Consider the following 18,608-nt stretch of genomic DNA (forward strand, 5'->3'; position numbering starts at 1 on the left):
TACGGAGTCACAGGCTCCTGGCGATTTTTCGAGTTTTATCCTTAAAGGTGCGGCGACCCAAGCTACACGCGGTTTGCTTAACCTAGGGTGGGACGGTCTGCCACACTTTTTAAGATACAAGGGTGGGCAGTGCCCACCAGCCTTAAATCAGCGCCCTTTAACCTGATGATGACGACTGCTTCAGGATTGTATTACTCAGCGCCACCCACTGCTCAACACTGAGATCTTCCCCTCTGGCGGTGGGTTCGATTCCTAAGTTAATCATGATCGCCTCTAGCTGGTCTCGATCGATCACACCCTTGAGATTGTTGCGCAGCATCTTGCGCTTGCTGCCAAACCCCAGCTTGACCAGGCGATCGAACCCAGCCAGATCATCCGATGGCAGCGCGGGCGGGCGCGGCGTGATCTTCACCACTGCCGAATCGACCTGGGGCGGCGGCTGAAAGGCACGGGCAGGCACCGGGCAAACCAGCTCGCAATCGGCCAAATACTGCACCCGCACCGACAGTGCCCCAAAGGCTTTCTTTCCAGGCTTGGCGTAGAGCCGCTCGGCCACTTCCTTCTGCACCAGCAGCACGATCGCATCGTAGGGCTCTGGATTTGGCGCAGCCAGAGTGCCCAGCAGCTTCTCTAAAATTGGCCCGGTGATGTAGTAGGGAATGTTAGCCACCACTTTGTTGGGCAGGCCAAAGTCAAAGTTTTTGTCCCGCGAGACGGCAGCAATGTCTAGCTCTAGAATATCGCTCGGCACCAGGCGAAAGTTGTCGTGCTTGGCAAACTGATTGTTGAGCTTGCGGACCAAATCGCGATCGATCTCCACGGCAATCACCGCGTTGGCCAAGGGCAGCAGCCAGCGAGTCAGCGCCCCGGTGCCGGGGCCAATCTCCAGCACCGTATCCTGTCGGGTGACGGCGGCGGCCTCCAGCATGCGGTGGAGCACTTTTTCGTCGGTGAGCCAGTGCTGGCCAAAGCGTTTACGAGTCGGTTGAGAGAACATTATTTAATTAACAACCCGTGGTAGGCTCTCGCCCAGATGTCATACCCAAAGTGTCATACAAGGAGAGAGAATGGCGTTCTTCTCAGCTTGGCTAACGGTCTTTGCTGTCAGTTTAGTGGCAGTTGTCACCCCTGGCCCTGATTTTGCCCTGACGTTGCGCAATAGCCTGGCCTACTCTCGGCGGGCAGGACTATTTACCGCGATCGGCGTTGGCGCTGGCAACCTGGTTCATGCCACCTATTCTTTGATTGGCATTGGCGCTGTGATTTCACAATCTATTCTGCTGTTTAATCTCTTGAAATGGGTTGGCGCTGCTTATCTCGTCTACATTGGCATCAAGTCTTTAACCGCTAAGCGAGTGGCGATTCCCCTTTGGGGACACCGCGTGAACGCGTCAGAAACCACTAAGCAGCAGCGAGATATTGGGCGTTGGGCAGCGTTTCGCATCGGGTTTCTAGGGAATTTGCTAAATCCCAAAGCAACGCTCTTTTTTCTGGCGCTATTTACCCAAATTGTGCAGCCTGCAACGCCAATGGTAGCGCAAGCGGTTTATGGAGCAACCGTCGCGGCTGTGGCACTGGTTTGGTTTGCAGTGGTGGCCGTCGTGATTTCTCAGCAGATTTTCAAGCGCCATATTCTGGCCATTGCCCACTGGCTGGAGCGTTTAACTGGGGTAGCGCTCATAGTGCTGGGGGTGCGCTTGGCTGTAGCAGAGGCAAACGAGTAGCCCACGCCAGTCCGGGACACCGACGTTAGACGAAAGCGTGAGCTGTGGTTTAAACGCTACAGTTCAACCTCTATAAGGCTGTCAGTGAGACCGCCCGCCCTGGGAACCCTAAACATTGGTTAGCCCGAGGCTAGTGAATGGCACCTGTTTCCGACAGAGGACAACTGAAAACCTGGAAGGATGATCGAGGCTTCGGCTTTATCAAACCCGAAGGTGGTGGCAAGGACGTATTCCTACACATCAGCGCATTGCCAAGAGCCAGTCGCCGTCCACAAATCGGAGATACGATCTTATACGAGAAAGTGGCTGAACCTGATGGCAAGGTACGTGCCGCTAGAGCCTCGATTCAAGGTGTCGTGACCGTTCCACAACAAACTACTAAACGCAGCCCAAACCCCGACCCCCGGCCCGCTAGGCGCAAGCCCAAACAAACGGGTTGGCTTGAATCTCTCACAGGTATTGTCGGCCTAGTGATTGTCGCAGCCTTTGCCATTCCATCTGTTTATAAAAGCATCTGGACTCGCCTGGACACCAATCCTCCTGCCTCATCCATTACGCAGCCAGAGACTACCACTCCTCCAACACCTATTGAAGCGGTCATAGATCCTAGCTGCGTTGTCAAAGGTAATATCTCGATTTCAACTGGCAAGAAGCTGTATCACGTCCCTGGCATGGAAGATTATGAGGGCACAGAGATCCATCTCGACGAGGGAGAGCGGTGGTTTTGCACCGAGGCTGATGCGATCGCGGCGGGCTGGAGCAGAGCCCCGCGATAGCCACACCTTGCTGGCTTTCTAGATCGGGAGATGCCGTCACAAGACTTGCGGTCTTGTTATCATCCTGACATTGCCGTTTTTGCGGTTGTTTGCCCATGTCTGTTGCCTTAGCCACCCCCCTGAGTCAAATCGTGCTGTCTCCCGGCAGCGCGATGACCGTGTCAGGGTTAACTTGGCAGCACTACCAGCTTTTTCTAGCAGAGCTAGGCGAGAATCGAGCTACTCGCTTGGCCTATAGCGATGGCAGCTTGGAGATTCGGATGCCCAGTAAGCTCCATGAGATTGTCAATCGGCTGCTAAGCAAAATTATCTTTGCCCTAGCGGAAGAACTGGGGTTAGAAATTGTGGATTTGGGTTCAGCGACCTGGAACCGAGAAGACCTGGATAAGAGCATCGAACCCGACAGCTGCTTTTTTATTCAGAATGCCGAGTTAGTGCAGGGGTTGAATCCTGAGATTCCCTCAGATCTATCGCCAGATCTGGCGGTTGAGGTGGATATCGCCGGTGGATCGGATCAGAAATTGGCGATTTACCAGATGCTTGGGGTGCCAGAACTGTGGCTTTACCGCAACGGCCAGGTCAAGATTTTAGACTTGCGCGGCGAGCGAATCCTTGAATTGGAGAGCAGTTTGGCCTTCTCCGCAGTATCGGTAGAGCGGCGTTGCATAATTGAGAGATGAGTTAGGGTGATCTGCGATGCAATGTCCAGAATGTGGAGCCACTCACATCCGTAAGAATGGCAAGCGGAAAGGTAAACAAAACCACATCTGTGTAGCCTGCGGTCGTCAGTTTATTGAGGCCTATGAGCCTCACCGAGGGTACTCGGATGAGGTCAGACGCGAATGCCTCAAGATGTACGTTAACGGCGCTGGGTTTCGAGCGATAGAGCGAGTCAAAGGGGTGCACCATACGACGGTCATTACTTGGGTGAAGCAAGTGGGCGAACGCCTCCCCGATGCTTACGCCCCTGAAACGACGCCAGAGGTCGGCGAACTCGACGAGTTGGAAACCTTTGTAGGCTCAAAAAAACAAGATTTGGCTGTGGACAGCCGTTGACCACTTCAAAAAAGGAATCTTGGGTTGGGTCTTAGGCGACCATAGTGCCGAGACGTTTCAACCGCTTTGGACCCTGGTTGGCAGCTGGCAGTGTTACTTCTATGTCACCGATGGATGGACGGTGTATCCCAGCTTTATTCCAGCAGGCGATCAGATTGTCAGCAAAACCTATATGACTCGGGTTGAAGGAGAGAACACTCGATTACGGCACTATCTAGCCCGTCTGCACCGCAAAACGCTCTGCTACTCCAAGACCGTAGAAATGCTGGCTCACTTTGTTCGCTTGTTACTTCACTACCTCAAGTTCGGCGATGTGCCAGTCCCGTCAAGGTTCATCTCTTGATTCAGCAACGCCCGGTAGAGCAACTGCAAGCATGGGTTGCGCTACGAGGAACTGGGACTGATCTAACCGTGGTCAAAGCAGTCCGACAGTTTATTTCTAAGACTAATTAGCGTTCACCACTCATTACCGACCTAGATAGTTCAAAATACCTCGGGCGATGCCGTCGGCGATGCGATTCACTGCCGCAGGGTCGCGGAAGCGGGCGGCGTCTTCGGCCCCGGTGACGAAGCCGGTTTCGACCAGCACCGAGGGCATGGTGGTGTAGCGCAGTACGTAGAAGCGGGCCTGGCGCACACCGCGATCGCGCATACTGACATTCTGCAGCACCGCGCTGTGGATGCTGCGGGCCAGCCGCTCACCGCTGGAGTAGTAGTAGGTCTCCAAACCATTGACCTCAGGGCGATCCATGCTGATGGCATTGGCGTGAATGCTGACGAACAGGCTGGCACCGGCGCGGTTGGCGTACTGGGCGCGGGCGTCGAGATCCACAAAGACATCGCTGCTGCGGGTCATGAGCACAGTAATGCCAGCGGCCTGCAGCTGCTGCTGCACCCGGTTAGAGACGGCGGTGTTAATCTGCTTTTCTTGCAGGCCGCCGATGCCCACGGCACCAGGGTCGCGCCCGCCGTGGCCGGGGTCGATAACCACCACGGTCGCCCCCTGGGGAATGGGAGGCAATACTGGATTAGAGGCTACCGCCGGGGCCGAAGCGCTGAGAATTTTGGCGGGCAGGCTGGCGGCAACCAGGGCTCGATAGACTTCGTCGGCCCGCTGCTGATCGCGAAAGAGCCCCACCTGCACCACATCCTGGCCATCGACGTTGGTGCGAAAGGCCTCGGGTTCTACAGCCCGCACCTGTTGCAGGGTGTTGGGGCTAGTGATGGGCACCACCACGCGAAAGTGGTTGCCGGTAGGGGTAGTACCGCTGGGTGGCGGCGGCGTTTGGGCAATGGGGGCGCTGGGTACGGTGGGCAGCGCCGGGGCTGGTGCCCCTTGAGACAGAGGCGGAGCGGCCCCAGCGGCCAGGCGCACATCCAGCGGGGCGTCGTGGGTGAGGTAGATGTGGCCAAGGGGCTGGCCGTTGTAGGTGCGGCGAGCCATTTGCCAGCCGGGGTTGAGCTGAATTTTAAGAAACCCATTGGTGCGGCCATTGGTGCGGCCAATCTCGATCGGTGGAGCGCTGCGATCGCGGGTGGGCCGAGCAAACAGCACCAGATCATTCTGTCGGGCCGATACCTCCAGGCGGTAGTGCACGCCCAGGTCCTGGCCGTTGACGCGCACCGAGTAGCCGTTGCCGTCGGTCTTGCGATCGCAGGCTCCAGTAAAGTCAAAATTGAGCAGCAGCGGGTCGATTGCCACTGGCCCACTCCCCTGGTTTTGCTCCTGCCAGCACTGCCGCTGGTTAGGAACCTGCTCCAAAATCATTAGGTTATAAAAGGCCCCGTCGCGCACGGGAGTAGCGATCGCCACGGCCAGGCTGGGGTCGATGGGCTGCTGCTCAAACTGTTGTGCCCTGGCGACGGGGGCGGCAGCCAGCCCCGCCAGCACTACGGCAGCGGTCGTGAGTAGCGTGTTCAGTGGACGAGACAGCAGGGCCATAGCGGTTGGTGTAGCGGTGTGAGGAGTGGAGTAGCGATCGGGGTCTAGCGCTGGCAAGACTCCTAATGCTACTCACGATTGTGGCGATGGCAAGGGCAAATTGCGCAAGCAACGTGTCGCAGTTTACCAATTGTCCTTACCGAAGGCCTTAACGAAGACAAAACCGGCCTAGGAGACCCAGGCCGGTGGCGGGGGCTAAATCGCCCCTAGAGCTACTTTTGGAGGATGCGTTAGCGGTTCAAATCTTGGAAGGTTTGGTAAGCCTGCTCGGGGTGATAGATATGACAGCGCCCCGTAATTGTCCGCATCAGATCGAGGGAGAACGTGGTCTCTTTCATCAGTGGAGCCCAGTTTTCTTTCAGCGCTGCGTAGGCAGGCCGCAGGTTGTAGGACGGTATACCCACTGAGATATGGTGGGGAACATGGACGTTGATATCGTGGCACAGCACTTCAATCCACTTCGGGTAGTCACAGTGCAGGGTGCCGGAGAGCTGTGCTTCGGCTTCGTTCCAGGTGTCATCGTAGTGGAACTGAATTTCGGGAATGGTGTGGTGCACCAGGGTAAAGGTGCTCATCCAGAAGTGGTAGCCCAGCCAGGGCATTAGCCAGTACTTCACCACGCCCCAGGGGCCAGCGAAGTAGAATAGAGTAGGGAAAAACACCGCCGCAAAAATCGCTACCGCTGCAATCGAGCGCATTACCTTGGCATGGTCGCGGGGTTCAAAGTTGCGCAGGTCAAAGTGCAGCGCTCCCCAGTGAGCCACCGATGCCAGCCACCACAGCCAGCCCCGCATAGCCTGATAAACTGCCCGCAAGAAGCCGCCAGCGCCAGAGTATTCCTCCTTGCTCCAGGGAGCCCAGGCGTTGTCAATCTCCATGTTGTTGGTGTGGCGGTGGTGAATGTCGTGGAGCAGCCGCCAGCTGTGGAACGGGTAGAGCAGCGGCAGAAACATGATGTGCCCCAGCCAGTTGTTGACCCAGCGGCGGTTGGCAAAGGAGCGGTGGCCGCAGTCGTGGCCAATCACAAAAAAGCCAGTTAGCGCCGTGCCCGTCACAAACCAGGCTACGGGCAGTAGAAACCAGGGGGAGAAGGCGATCGCAACGTAACTCAGGGCTACAGCCCCGACGCTGAGCAGCACTGCAGTCCACGCTTTGCGGGGGTCTTTTTGAAAATAGGCTTTAGGAATAGTTTGAATAACCTGCTTTAGAGTCAGGTCGTCATACGGATTTGTATCCGCGGCTCTAGCGGAAGGCTCAAAAATTGCAGTCAAGGAATAGTCTCCAGAAAAGTTAACGTGCGAACATCGGGGCTGGACTATTTGCCCAAAAAAAATCTGTTCACCCCGAAGGGAACTGAACAGAGCCTAAGCTTGATTGCAAAATCGAGATATCAACAAGCCGAACTAGCTCAAAAACTTAGATAACCGCTGCAAACAGCTTAATGGAGCAAAGACTGGCCCATAGGGACGCTTATAATTCCTTAACAATCATATCATGCTGGGTTTTGCTTGCTAGGTGCGTCCAGAGCTTTATCCCGAATTTTTGCAAAATAAACCTCAATTTGTAGCATCAGCACACAAAAAACCGGGTTTCTGCGAGGGTGCCCAGAGGCATCGCTGCAGAAMCCCGGTCTTTACGAACCTGTGCGAGAGCTATCCGCGAGGGTCTACGCGAGGCTGGCGGCGAAGTTTTGGCCGACCTCCTCTCCACTCAGGGCGCGGTTGTAGATGGCGACCAGGTGGTACTCACCCAGCCAGGGGCGATCGCCCGTCAGCTCATTACCTAACGCTAGGCGAAAGGCCGCATCCCAGTTAGACAGATCGCCGTCGATGGCAGCGCTCTGCTGCGGTTGCCCGTTGATATAGAAGGTGGCAACGCCAGCGCGATCGCGGGTGTAGACCAAATGGGTGAGCTGGTTGAGGCTGACCTGACCCGCTTCTAGCACCTTGGCATCGCCATTGCTCCTCGTCGTGGTGGTGCGCAGGCGGGTCACATACTTATTATTGCCCTGCCCCAGGGTGACGTTGCGGTTGTCGGTATTGGCTGAGAGGGTGACAATCCGCGCTGGCAGCTGGCTGTAGGTTACCTGGGCAGGTTTAACCCAGGCTTCTACCGTTAGGGACTGGCTGCGCTGAATGGCCTGACTAAGCCGGGTGGCGGGGCCACTGGTGGCCAGCAGACTAGGCTGCTGCAGGGCAATACCCTGGCTCTGGGGTAGCCGCGCGATCGCGCCATTCACCAGAGTTAGATCCAGCGCTGGCTGCAGCCCGGACTGGTCGCGGATGGCGTTGCCGGTGCCCTCCCGGAAATCGTAGAGGGCTTGAATGCCGGTCACCACCCGCTGGGAGACGATGACCCGAACGGTGTCGCGCCCGGTCAGCCGTCCGTCGCTGGCGCTCAGCTCCAGCACGTAGGTGCCCGCCTGGGAGAACTCAGCCTGGGCGGTGGCCTTCTTGACATTCTTAAGCACCGCCGAGGTAGGGCCACTGAGCTGTTTCCAGAGCAGAGTCGGGCTGCCAGCGGGAAGGCCGTCGTCTTGCACAGTGCCTGACAGAGTGGCGATCGCCTTGGGCGTTGAGCCATCGGTGGCGACGGGTAGACTTAGCACCTGGTCGGCCCCCGCATCGACTACGGGGGGCTGGTTCACCCGAATGGTGACGTCGTCGTGGGTGGCGATCGCGCCGTCGTTTGCCGTTAGCCGCAGCACGTACTCGCCGCCCTGGGAGAACCGGGCCGTGGTGATATCGCTGGTGGCATTGGCAAAGGTGACCGTGCCGGGGCCGCTGACCCGACTCCAGGTGAGGGCCACACGACCGGGCTGCAGGGGGAAGCCGTCGTCACTGACGGTGCCATCGAGTTCGGCCAGAGCTGGAAAGTCGATACTCTGATCGAGTCCGGCGTCGACCACCGGAGCCTGGTTGGCGGTGATGGCCACCTCGCGGCTGGCGGCGAGTTCTCCGTTGCTAACGGTGAGCCGCAGAACGTACTCGCCGCTGGTGCGGAAGGTGACGGTAGTGGTGGGAGCCTCCTCATCGCCAAAGTCAACCGGTTCAGGGCCACTGACCAGGCTCCACTTGGCGGTTAAGGTACCCGCCGGATCGGCCAGACCGGTATCGACTATGTCACCCTGGAGCGCAGCGGGGGCGGGCAGGTTGACCAGGGGATCAGCACTGGCCCGGATGGTGGGAGCTTTGTTGGCGTGAACGGTAATATCGGCCACGGTGGACAGCAGCCCGTTGTTGGCGGTCAGTCGCAGCACGTAGGTGCCGCTTTCGGAGAACTGCGCGGTGGTGTTGGCCAGGGTGCGATCGCCAAAGGAAACCGTGCCAGGCCCGCTGAGCTGACTCCAGAGCAGGGTGAGACGTCCCTGCTGAGGATTGCCTAGACCGCTTTGTACCTCAGCCGTTAGCTGTGCCCGATTGGGCAACTGCACGACGAGCGTGTCGGCAGCGGTGATAATTGGCGCGTGGTTGAGGATAACCTGCACCTCATCGCTAATGGACTGGGCCTCGTCGCCCACCGTTAGGCGCAGGGTATAGACGCCCGCTACTTTGAAGGGTTTACCGTCGTGGTCGGTGGTGCCGGGGGCGGTAAAGCTAACCGTTGGCTCCAGGCTAGCTGGGTCGCTAAAGGCGACCGGGGCGGGGCCGCTGGGCTGGCTCCACAGCACCGAGAGATCGCTGTTGAGCAGTTGGTCGTCGACCGCAGTTCCCCTGAGCAAGAGGGGGCCGGGGAAGGTGACCACCTGGTCGGTACCGGCAGAGATCACCGGGGCCAGGTTGGCGTCGGCACCCACCTCAAAGTTGGTGGCAATTTCGGCGGCGGTGAGGGCGCTGCTGTAGAGGGCCACTAGGTGAAAGTCGCCCAGCCAGGCGCGCTCTTGACTCAGGGGATCGCCCAGCTCATTGCCCAGCGATAGGGCAAAGCTGTCGTCCCAGTTGGCCAAGCTACCGCCGATCGCTCGCTGGGCCACTACCTTACCGTTGATGTAAAGGCGGGTTTGACCGCTGGCTTCGCGGGTGCAGACCACGTGGGTGAGGGTGCCGGGGGTGAGGGTACCGCCCGCTAGAGCGCGATCGCTGGCATTTCCATTCGTCTCGCTGGTGCGCACCCCAACGTGAATTTGGCTGCCGGTCTGACCCAAGATCAGGTTGCGGGCACTGGCCCCACTCGACAGGGTGAGAATGCGCCCCAGGCCGGGCTGGTTTGCCTGCGATGGGTTGATCCAGGCCTCCAGGGTAAACTCGCCGCTGGCTTTGATAGCGCCAATCAGGCGGCTGGTGCTGGCGCTGGTCAGGCGAGCGGGTTCCTTGAGCGCCAGGGCAAAGGGGGTAGTTTCGCCCTGTACTGTGAGCGGTGTGGGTTGACCGGCGATCGCCAGATCCACCGGCACCCCAACACCAGCGACATCGCGTACGGTGTTGCCCCCGTTGGCCAAACTGTCAGCGAAGCTGTACAGGCTGAGCAGGCCGCGGTTAATGCGTGCCCCTACAAACACCTGGAGGTCGTCGCTGTGGCTGAGCACACCGCTAGCGGTGATCGTCTCTGCCGTCAGGCGCAGCAGGTAGACGCCGCTGGCGGTGAAGGTGGCGTCAGTGCGCAGGGCATCTTCATCGTAGAAGGTGACAATGCCGGGGCCGCTGATCGCTTCCCAACGGGTGGTCAGGGCTTGGGTGGTCGTATCGCCCCGCCCATCCCGCACCAGCTCGCCCAGCAGCTCCAGGGGCTGGCGAAAGCCAATTTCCTGGTCATTTCCAGCACGCACCAGCGGCGATTGGTTAACCAAAACGTTGAGGGTTTCGGTTGTAGACAGGGTGCCATCGCTGGCGGTGAGGCTGAGCCGGTAGCGGCCAATGTCGCTGAAGCTGGCGATCGCAACCGGGCTGTGGCGATCGACAAAGCTGACGGTGGCCCCAGCGGGCTGCGACTCTACCGCCCAGGTGACGAAGATGGCGTCGGACGCGAGGCGATCGTCGGCCACCGAACCGGGCAGGGTAGCCTGCACCGCCTCATCCTCGAGGCGCAGGGTTTGGCTGCGGCCCACTCGCACCACGGGGGCAGCGTTGGGGGCGCGCTCGCCCTCTAGCAGAGCGGTGAGTTCGGGGCTGTCGGGCAGGCTGGTGGTTTCGCTAACGCCGTAGAACAGCCGCATAAATTCGGTAATGGTAGCCGCGTGGGGTTGCAGCTCCGGCATAAAGGTGGCAATGGTGTCGTGCACCGCCTGCGAAAATTCGCCAAAGTCGTCAACCTTGTCGGCCACAAAGGGGTCGAGCCGCTTGATCAGCTCAAAGTTGCTGTCGATGCTCAGCTCCCGCATCTTGGCCTCTAGCGCCGGTAAGGGCTTAGTGCTGCCGATTGGGGGCAGCACCCGGCTGATAAAGGTAACCCGGTGGAAAATGCGCCAGCAGGGAGGCTTGGTGCCGGGGCCTTTGTTGGCGTCGCGCAGGCCGCGCAGGGCCAGGGCGTTGGCGTCGGTGCTTTGCTCTAGCCAGATCGGGTCAACCACCTGACTAAAGAAGTGGTCGAAGTGGTCGGCCTGGGGCTCTAGATAAAAGGTCATAAACCGATAGGCATCGACCCGGCCAGGATGGCGCAGAGCCTTGGGAGTGAGGGGGTTGCTGTTGTCGAACAGCACATTCCCTGCTGCATCGCGCAGAAAGACATCGCGCTCTACATTGTCGACGCTAACATCGACCGAGAAGGCATTCTCAGACTGCACGCTCTTGTTGGCCTGCACATTCAGCCGACCGCCAAACAACGCCTCAAAGCCGAACTTAAAGCCCACGCCGCCGATCGCCACGCTGAGGTCAGCGAAGGCTCCGGCCAAGCCCTTAAAGGCGTAGGAGCCGCCGTAGCTCTCCTGCACGACATCCATGGTTTCCTGGGTTTCGGCAAACAGGCCGCCATCGGCGGTCCAAACGTAGGTGTTGGCCAGGTTGCGCTTCTCCAGCCGTGGCAGGTTGTCGAGGACTTCCTCACTGCCCAGGTCGCCCTTTTGGTCAAATAAGACGTTTTGGCGACGACCCACCGCACTCGCATCGTACTGGTCGTAGTAGGCCCGCACCCGCTCCTCTTCGCGCTGGATGCGCTGCTTGAGGGCAAAGGCTTCGACCGGCTTATAGAAGCTGCTGTCGTTGCTGTAGGTGAGGGCGTTGGGGTAGGCGGGGTCTGGCGTGAAGCCGACTTTGCCGTCGAGGGTGCCCTGCTTGGTGTACTGCGGGTTGAGGGGGAAGTTAATGATATTGCGATCGGGCGGAATGTCGGGGTTGGGGCGCATTTGGTACGACACCAGGGCGCTGTTGTGCTTGAGCCTGAGGGCAAACACGTCGGCGGTTTGCGACTGCACCAGGGCAAAGCCCATGTTTTCTGGCACAAACCGACGACCGACATCGCCAAAGGCCACTGCGTTGGGGGGTTCGACAAAGCCCTGGAGCTGCTGCTTGCTGGAGAGGCTGTTGGCTAGTTCCAGGCTGGTGCTGCCAGCGCTGAGCCAGCCCAGGGAATGCTCAAATTTGGCCCTGAGACCAAAGGAGCCATCGGTATCGGTGGAATCGACCACCAGGCCAATGCCAGCGGCAGTCTTGATCTTGGTAAGTAGCCCGGCTGTCAGCTCAAAGGTAGAGTCAAAGCCGTTTTCTTTCTCGGCTGAGAAGGTGAAGTTGGTTTTGCTGGCCTGCTTCAGCTCCACAGAGCTGGCCCCGTTGTAGTCGGCAAATTCGCCCAGCACGACGCTGGTGCTGGTAAGGTTTTCGCCAGGAACCGGCGGTGCCCCTTCAATAAAGCCAATTAGCTGTGGGGCAAACTGCACCTGACCGACCCACTCGGTCACCAGTTCACCCACCTTAAACCCGGTGATTAGCTCCCACTGGCCGTCTTTGATCAGGCCGTAGCAGCGCTTGTAGATGCCGAACAGGTTGCCATCGACATCGGTTTGCAGGTCACCGTACTCCTGCACGGCAGGCGGGCTCTGGAGGCGATCGCTGAAGGGCGTTCTCACCCCGGCTAGAGCGCTGCGCACCTGGGGTGTGTCTTCGCCAATGGGGGCGGTGGAGAGCACAAACTCGGTGCCGTGGGTCACCAGCTTATTGTTTAGCAGGGAGTAGTCGGCCAGAACATCGGGCTGATTTGTGTCGAAGGGGTAGTAGGCAATCAGGTCTTCGCGGTTGTCGAGGAACTGCTCGTTTTCGCCCAGCAGGCGGCGGAACAGATTGTCTTGAACCTGCTCTAGAGTGCGGGCGGTGCGCCAGATGCGCACTTCTTCTAGCTCGCCCTGGAAGCATTCTTGAATTTGACCACCGCGCTGAAGGCCGCCCAGGGTGAACTGGGCCTCGGTGGCGAGCAGGGCGGCGCGGTCGCCCGCTGGCACCAGTTCGCTGGCCATTAGCTGCCCGTTACGGTATAGCACCAGCTGCGACCCGCTGGGGTTGGGGTCTTTGACCCACTGCACGCCGCCTTTAAAGCGGGCATGGCTGCCGCCCTTCGAGTCAAAGGCGAGGGTACCTTCCGCCTCTTCAAACTGCCACCAGGAGAGCAGCCCTTTTTCGCCGCCCTGAATCGTGGGCTTGAGGCTGCCCGCTTCTAGAGCCAAATTCCAGAGGCGAATTTCGGCCAGGGTGCCGTCTAGGGGCGCGATCGCCTGCCCGTTCTCAAACACTCGGCGGGTCTGCGTCAGCCGGTTGGCGTCTCGCTCTAGCTCGGCGGCGCTGGCCTCGATACCGGCGGCCTGGGCAATCAAAACCGCCTGCTGGGGTGCAAACAGCTTGCCACTGCGAACCAGCAAAGCCGAGAACGATAGCGCTACCCCGTTAATGCTGTCTAAGTCGCTGCCGCCGTGGCGCAGGGAGGCCAGGGCAAAGCCCGAGCCAAACTCCAGGGGCGCATTGCTGCTGCCAATATCCACTGGCTGCTGGGGCTGTCCGGCATTGAAGCCGGGGCTGGGGCTGTCCTCATTACGGCTGTCTTCTACTCGGGGTTTGCCGCTGGTGTCGCTGCCCGTTTTTTTGTACTCAAACAGGCCGTAGGGTCGACCGCCGGGGGTGTTGGCCTGGCCATCCACAAAGAACTGAATCACGTCCCAAGACACCACATCGACCCCCGTTTGCTGGTCGTCGTTGTTGCGCACCGGGCTGGTAATGCTGTGGCGCTTGCGGGTCACGGTGACGGTGTGGAACTCGGTGGGGCGAGCGATCGGCTCGGAGACAAACAGGTGCTTGTTGCCCTTGACATCCTCAAAGGCGAAGACGGCGCGCCCGGCGGGGTTGAGGTACAGGGCGTAGGGCACGTGCTGCTCGGGGTCTTCGGCGGTGCTGATTTTGCCCTTGGTGAGCAGGGCGCGGGGCTGGCTCAGGTCGTTGACCTTAAAGGCCACCTCCAGCGTGAGGTCGCGGTTGAGGTCGAGGGTGAGATCTTTACCCGCATCTAAAAACGTGGTGGACTGGCCGTCGAGCCGCACCCCGTAGGACTGGTTAAACGCCACGGCCAGGTGGTTCCAGTTGCCTGCCGCAATTTTTTGCGAGGCCTGCACCAGCTGCTCGCCCACTCCGGCAAATACCGAGTAGGCGGGCATGGGCGACTCGATCGCCTGGGGGTTGCCCACCAGGGTGCCGTGATGGCCAAAGCGAGAGTGGTCGGTGGCTCGCCGGTTGCCAAAGTCGTCAAAGCGCCAGCAGGCTACCAGGTCGGTTTCGTTGCCGCTGATCTCGCGAGCCATGTCGGCGGCGATGTCGCTCTGGGTGCGGCCCCGCTTCCAGACTCGGGCTTCGGCGATCGCGCCGCTCAAAATGCGGCTGCTGATGGCCGGGTGAGACCCCAGTCCCCAATCTGCTGCAACCTGAATGGCCCCCACCGTTGCGGCCTGCTCGCCAATGGCAATGCCGTTGCGATACAGCCGCCAGTGGCTGCCGTCGTAAACCCCGGCCAGGTGCACCCAGGCTGCCCCGGTGCGATCGGCGGCGGGCATGACCACAGAAACCTGATGAACGCTGCTGGTGCTTTGACAGCCAGCCTCATAGCGACCGTTATTGAGCCGCAGGTAAACCTGGTCGCCGTCGGCGTTGCCGTGCACGATGATGTTGCCGTTGTTTTCGTCCTTGGCGGGTTTGACCCAGGCCTCTAGGGTAATTACCCCGGCAAAGTTGAGGTGGTCAGCGGCGCGAATGTGAACGACATCAGTGCTGCCGTTGAGCTGAATGGCGGTACTCAACTCCTCGCGCTTGAGGCCCAGCAGGTAGGGGGTGCCGGTAGTACTGGGCTGGGGCTGGTAGTGCAGAACCCGCGATCGCAGGTTGGCCTCGGCAATTTGGCCGGGCCGCACCCAGGCTTCGAGGGTGAGATCATCCTTGGGCGAGAGCTGGCGCAGCTGCTGGCCAAATGCGGCGGGGGTATCAGCTTCTAGCCGGGCGTAGCTATCCTTGCCATTGAAGGCGTAGGTGTGACCCGGAGCTTCGGCCACCCAGCGGCTGGTGAGTGTAATGCCGCTGCGCACGGTGCCGTTCTTTACCCCCTGTCCGGCCCCGTTGGCAATAAAGGCCAATAGCCGCGAACCCGAGGACAAATCGACACCGGCCTGGGTGGTGCTGGCCTGCACCTCGTAGTCATACTCCAGAAAGAAGATCGGCAGCGGCTCGGGGCCGGGATTGGCCAATCCAGCGGCGCGAATGCTCAGCTCCGTTTTCCCCTGATCTACGCCAGCGGTGAGAGTAGCCTTGAGGTCGCCAATGAACAGGGTAGACCCAGCGGGCAGCGAGCGGTGAATGCCCCCGGCTACCGTCACGGTTTCGGCCCGACCTGCGGTGACGGTGAGTTTGCCGCGACCGACAAAGGTGCGATCGCCCGCCAGCCCATTCAGCACCTTGGCAAAGCCCTGGGGATGCCGCGGCACCTGCCGCCAGGTTTCCTCAATGGTTTGATCGCCCGCTTTCATCGTTAGGGTAACGGTACAGGTAAAGGCGGTTTCGGAGTCAGCGACATCCACGCGAATGCGGTCCATTTCGGCCTCGGTGGAGCGGGCAAAACCAACCACGGCTTCTGCCCCCAGGGCGTCGTTGAGGGTGTAGCGAGCCCGCTGGGTGAGGGTTTTGTAGTAGGCAACAAAGAACTGGTCGTCGGCACCTCTAAAGTACATCGCCACGTTGCCCACGGCGCTGTCAAACAGCAGCGGGGTATCGTCTGACCAGGCAAAGGCCAGCAGCCCGCCCGCGATCGATAGGCCGCTGGCATCGCTGTGCACCACCGACATGGCAGCGGCAAAGCCTTTGTTTAGAAGAGTTTGCAGGGCGGCCAGGGTGGTGCGATCGCTGGTTACGGCCTGCTCTAGCTGTCGCCGCTGGCGGTCTAGGTCGGCACGCAGCGTGTCGATATTGGCGCGAATGGTGGTCAGCTCGCCCAGCAGAGTGGCGAGGTCGATAGCCAGGGAGTCGAGCGATTTCTGCAGCGCTTCGCAATGGGTACGAAAGTCTTTGTTTTCAGAGATATCTAGACTGGAGATGCGATCGTTGTAGTCGCCACCGACAAAATCGGTGGTTTCGGTAAACGGTTCGGCAAACCCCTTGTCTTGGCCATTGTTGCGGTTGGCGTGCTGGTAAGCCGTCACCTGCAGGGCCGGAATCGACAGCCGCCGCCCCCGATCTACCCGCACAAAGGTAGAGATTCTGATGCTGCTGATCCGGTCGTTGAAGCTGTGCTGGTTGAGCTGGGTATAGCCGACAAACCGTGGTGAGCCGGCATTGAGCCCAAAGGAGACAGCGCGACCGCCAAAGTTAGCGTGCTCGTAGAGGGTAACCTGGGCGTTGCTCAGAAAATCTTCGAGCTGCTGCTGGTCGCGCTGGCCGTTGGCCTGCAGGTCGCGCAGCTCGCGCAGGCGGTTGAGCTTGGCCAGCAGGTTGAGGTCGTTCAGGCTGCCCGAGGGCACGCTGCTAGCGATACGGCGGTTGGCACTGGTCGGGCCGGCGGCGGCGATCGCGTCATCCACAATCGCAAACATTTGGTTGAGATAGTCGATCTCCGTGCCCAGGGTGTTGGCTCGCTGGGTCTTTTGGGTGATCGCCCCCTGCAGGGTCTGAATGCGCGCTAGCTCAGCGTTGACATCGATGGTGCGGGCGGCCTGCTGCTTTTGGGTAATGGTGGCCTGCAGCGCATCGATCTGGGCCAGCTCGGCACTCACATCGGCCGTATCGTCGGCGCTCAGCTTTTGGTCTACCAGCTGCTGAATGGTCTGAATCTGGGCCTGTTCTGCGCTGACATCCACCGGGTTGCCCTGGCGCTCTACCGCCACAGGCTTGAGGGCCAGGTTGTCGGGTACTTTCGCCAGTCTGCCGCTGGCGGAAACGCCAAAGTCGAGGGTGGCAATCTCGTTGTGCTCGCCGCCAGCGGCCTGAGTCGCCACCGCCAGCATCACTCGCGCTCCCTGGCGCATGGGCTTGGCCTGCTGGTCGTAGCCGCTGCGGGCTTCCTCCTGCTGAAAGTACAGCAGCGAGGCAATGCCCGATGCAATGGTGCGGCCCTCAACCTGAAAGCTGTCGCGGCTAATGCCAGCATTTTCGCCAATTGGCGCGTCAGATACGACCCAGGCGCGGGTGGCAAAGTCGGCGCTGAGCGCAGCGGGGGCGTGGTTGCCGGTTTGGTCGAGAATGCCCTGGCTTGGCCCCTCGTCGAGCCGCCAGTAGGCCGCCAGCCCCAGCTCGTGCCCGGTCAAGCGCAGGCCGCGATCGCTGCGAATCTCCCGCTCCGAGCGGGGCCGTTTCCACAGCCGAATTTCGTCAACTAGCCCCAAAAAGCTGCGCCTGGGTGCTCCAATCAAGCGAACGGGGGCATTCCCCGGCTGTTTGCCAAAGCTGGCTGTGCCCTCAGCCTGCACCTCGACAGGAAGGCCATTGACGTAGAGGTGATAGCCGCCATCGTCGGTGCCGTCGCGGAACACCACCGCCAGATGATTCCACTGGTTCGATCGCAGCACCTCTTCGGTGATGAACGAGTGGAACTCGGTACCATCGCCAAAGCCCACCCGCACCCGCCGGTTCTCCACAATCCAGATTGAGGGCGGCGCGGCGGCGGTCTTGTCGTCGCCTCCCAGCAGCGCCTGCTCTAGCTCGATGCCGGGTTCGGGGGCACTCACGCGAGGAAAAATCCACGCTTCCTGGCTAAAGCCCTGGCCCAGCAACACCCCTGGGGCAAAGACAACATGATCGCCATCCTGGCTAAAGTCCAGCGCTGTCTCGGCGGCACCGCTGGTGGTGGTGGCTTGGGTGCCGCGAGTGTTAAACAACCCCTCCGCCGAGCGCTCCACGTTGTAGGTGTCGATCAGGCCCGTAGCGGCGTTGTAGGCAAAGATTTGCCAGCGCATCACCTCAGCAATGTTGGTGGGCAGCAGCACGATCGAAAACCGCCCATTCTGCAAATTGCGAATGAACGACAGTTCCTGGGTGGGCTCAAAGAAGGGCTGATCCTGCATGTCGCGCGCGCCCAGGCTGTCTTTGGTGCTCTGGGGCCGGGTTTTGCTGCGGCTGCGGCGAAAGCGCACCTCTAGATTGAGCTTGAGCTGTGGCACCGGGGCGGCTTCTCCGGCCTGAGCCGCACCCGAGGCCCCCGACAGCACAAAGCGATCGACCAGCAGGGTCGAGTCGACGATAGGAATTTTTTGCTGCTTGGGGCCTTCCACTGTAATGCGGTCGGGGTGGTTGGCCGCGATCGCCTGGCGAAACACGTACACAAACCGCCCGTCCGACATCGCTTGAAACGGGGCATCCGCCGTCAACCGCGCGGTTCTAGAGAGAAACTTGTCCTCTTCGTTATCGGCTACGACCACGCCGGGGTCTACCGGGTCGCGGCTGCCCTTTTTCACGGTCGGCAGCAGCAGCTGGTCGGCCACGCCAAAGCCCACTTCGGCAATTTCTTTGGGAAACTCCAGCTCCTGAGGCTGGTCGGCCCAGCCGGTCACATCGAGGGAATTGCCTTGGCCGTTGAGGTTGAGCACAGAGTAATAGATGCGGCGCTGGTCATCCATAGCCATGGCAATTACGCTGCCCTGATGGCGTACCAGCACAGGGTACTTGTAGTTGCGATCGCTGTAGCGCTTAATGAAGCTGTCTAAAACGGGGGCTTGAACAGTCATGA

The 18,608-nt window shown here is 60.0% G+C and carries 8 protein-coding genes; 4 read left to right on the forward strand and 4 right to left on the reverse strand.

Annotated elements, in window-relative coordinates:
- Nucleotides 1-157: 157 nt before the first annotated feature.
- Entirely contained in the window at nucleotides 158-997 is an 840-nt protein-coding gene (rsmA, locus tag IQ265_RS22760; RefSeq protein WP_194057862.1) for a 16S rRNA (adenine(1518)-N(6)/adenine(1519)-N(6))-dimethyltransferase RsmA, read from the reverse strand.
- 70 nt (nucleotides 998-1,067) lie between these two features.
- Here rsmA and IQ265_RS22765 point away from each other — a divergent pair, with 70 nt between their 5' ends.
- The 4 genes from IQ265_RS22765 (at nucleotide 1,068) to IQ265_RS22780 (ending at nucleotide 3,899) form a co-directional block, all read left to right on the forward strand.
- Nucleotides 1,068-1,724 carry a LysE family transporter gene (locus IQ265_RS22765; protein ID WP_194057863.1) on the forward strand — a complete coding sequence of 219 codons (657 nt, stop codon included), beginning with the start codon at nucleotides 1,068-1,070 and terminating at the stop codon, nucleotides 1,722-1,724.
- Nucleotides 1,725-1,861: 137 nt separating this feature from the next.
- Entirely contained in the window at nucleotides 1,862-2,500 is a 639-nt protein-coding gene (locus IQ265_RS22770; protein WP_194057864.1) for a cold shock domain-containing protein, read from the forward strand.
- Nucleotides 2,501-2,595: 95 nt separating this feature from the next.
- The gene (locus IQ265_RS22775) at nucleotides 2,596-3,180 is read left to right on the forward strand and encodes a Uma2 family endonuclease (protein ID WP_194057865.1); all 585 of its coding nucleotides are present in this window, start codon (nucleotides 2,596-2,598) and stop codon (nucleotides 3,178-3,180) included.
- A gap of 16 nt (nucleotides 3,181-3,196) precedes the next feature.
- Nucleotides 3,197-3,899, forward strand: a protein-coding gene (locus IQ265_RS22780) for an IS1 family transposase (RefSeq protein WP_194057866.1) whose coding sequence is annotated in 2 segments (ribosomal slippage) — nucleotides 3,197-3,529 and nucleotides 3,531-3,899 — 702 coding nt in all. Because the reading frame shifts where the segments join, the coding sequence is not laid out codon by codon here.
- A 123-nt stretch (nucleotides 3,900-4,022) separates the two neighbouring features.
- Here the strand turns inward: IQ265_RS22780 and IQ265_RS22785 are convergent.
- From IQ265_RS22785 to IQ265_RS22795, 3 genes are all read right to left on the reverse strand, one after another.
- Complete coding sequence (locus IQ265_RS22785; protein WP_228038333.1) at nucleotides 4,023-5,555, reverse strand: DUF3747 domain-containing protein; 1,533 nt, start codon at nucleotides 5,553-5,555, stop codon at nucleotides 4,023-4,025.
- 173 nt (nucleotides 5,556-5,728) lie between these two features.
- On the reverse strand, nucleotides 5,729-6,769 hold the full coding sequence (locus tag IQ265_RS22790) for a fatty acid desaturase (protein ID WP_194057867.1): 1,041 nt from the start codon (nucleotides 6,767-6,769) through the stop codon (nucleotides 5,729-5,731).
- Nucleotides 6,770-7,164: 395 nt separating this feature from the next.
- The gene (locus IQ265_RS22795; RefSeq protein ID WP_194057868.1) at nucleotides 7,165-18,606 is read right to left on the reverse strand and encodes a LamG domain-containing protein; all 11,442 of its coding nucleotides are present in this window, start codon (nucleotides 18,604-18,606) and stop codon (nucleotides 7,165-7,167) included.
- Nucleotides 18,607-18,608: the final 2 nt, after the last annotated feature.

Source organism: Nodosilinea sp. LEGE 06152, from assembly GCF_015207525.1.
Taxonomy (GTDB): domain Bacteria; phylum Cyanobacteriota; class Cyanobacteriia; order Phormidesmidales; family Phormidesmidaceae; genus Nodosilinea.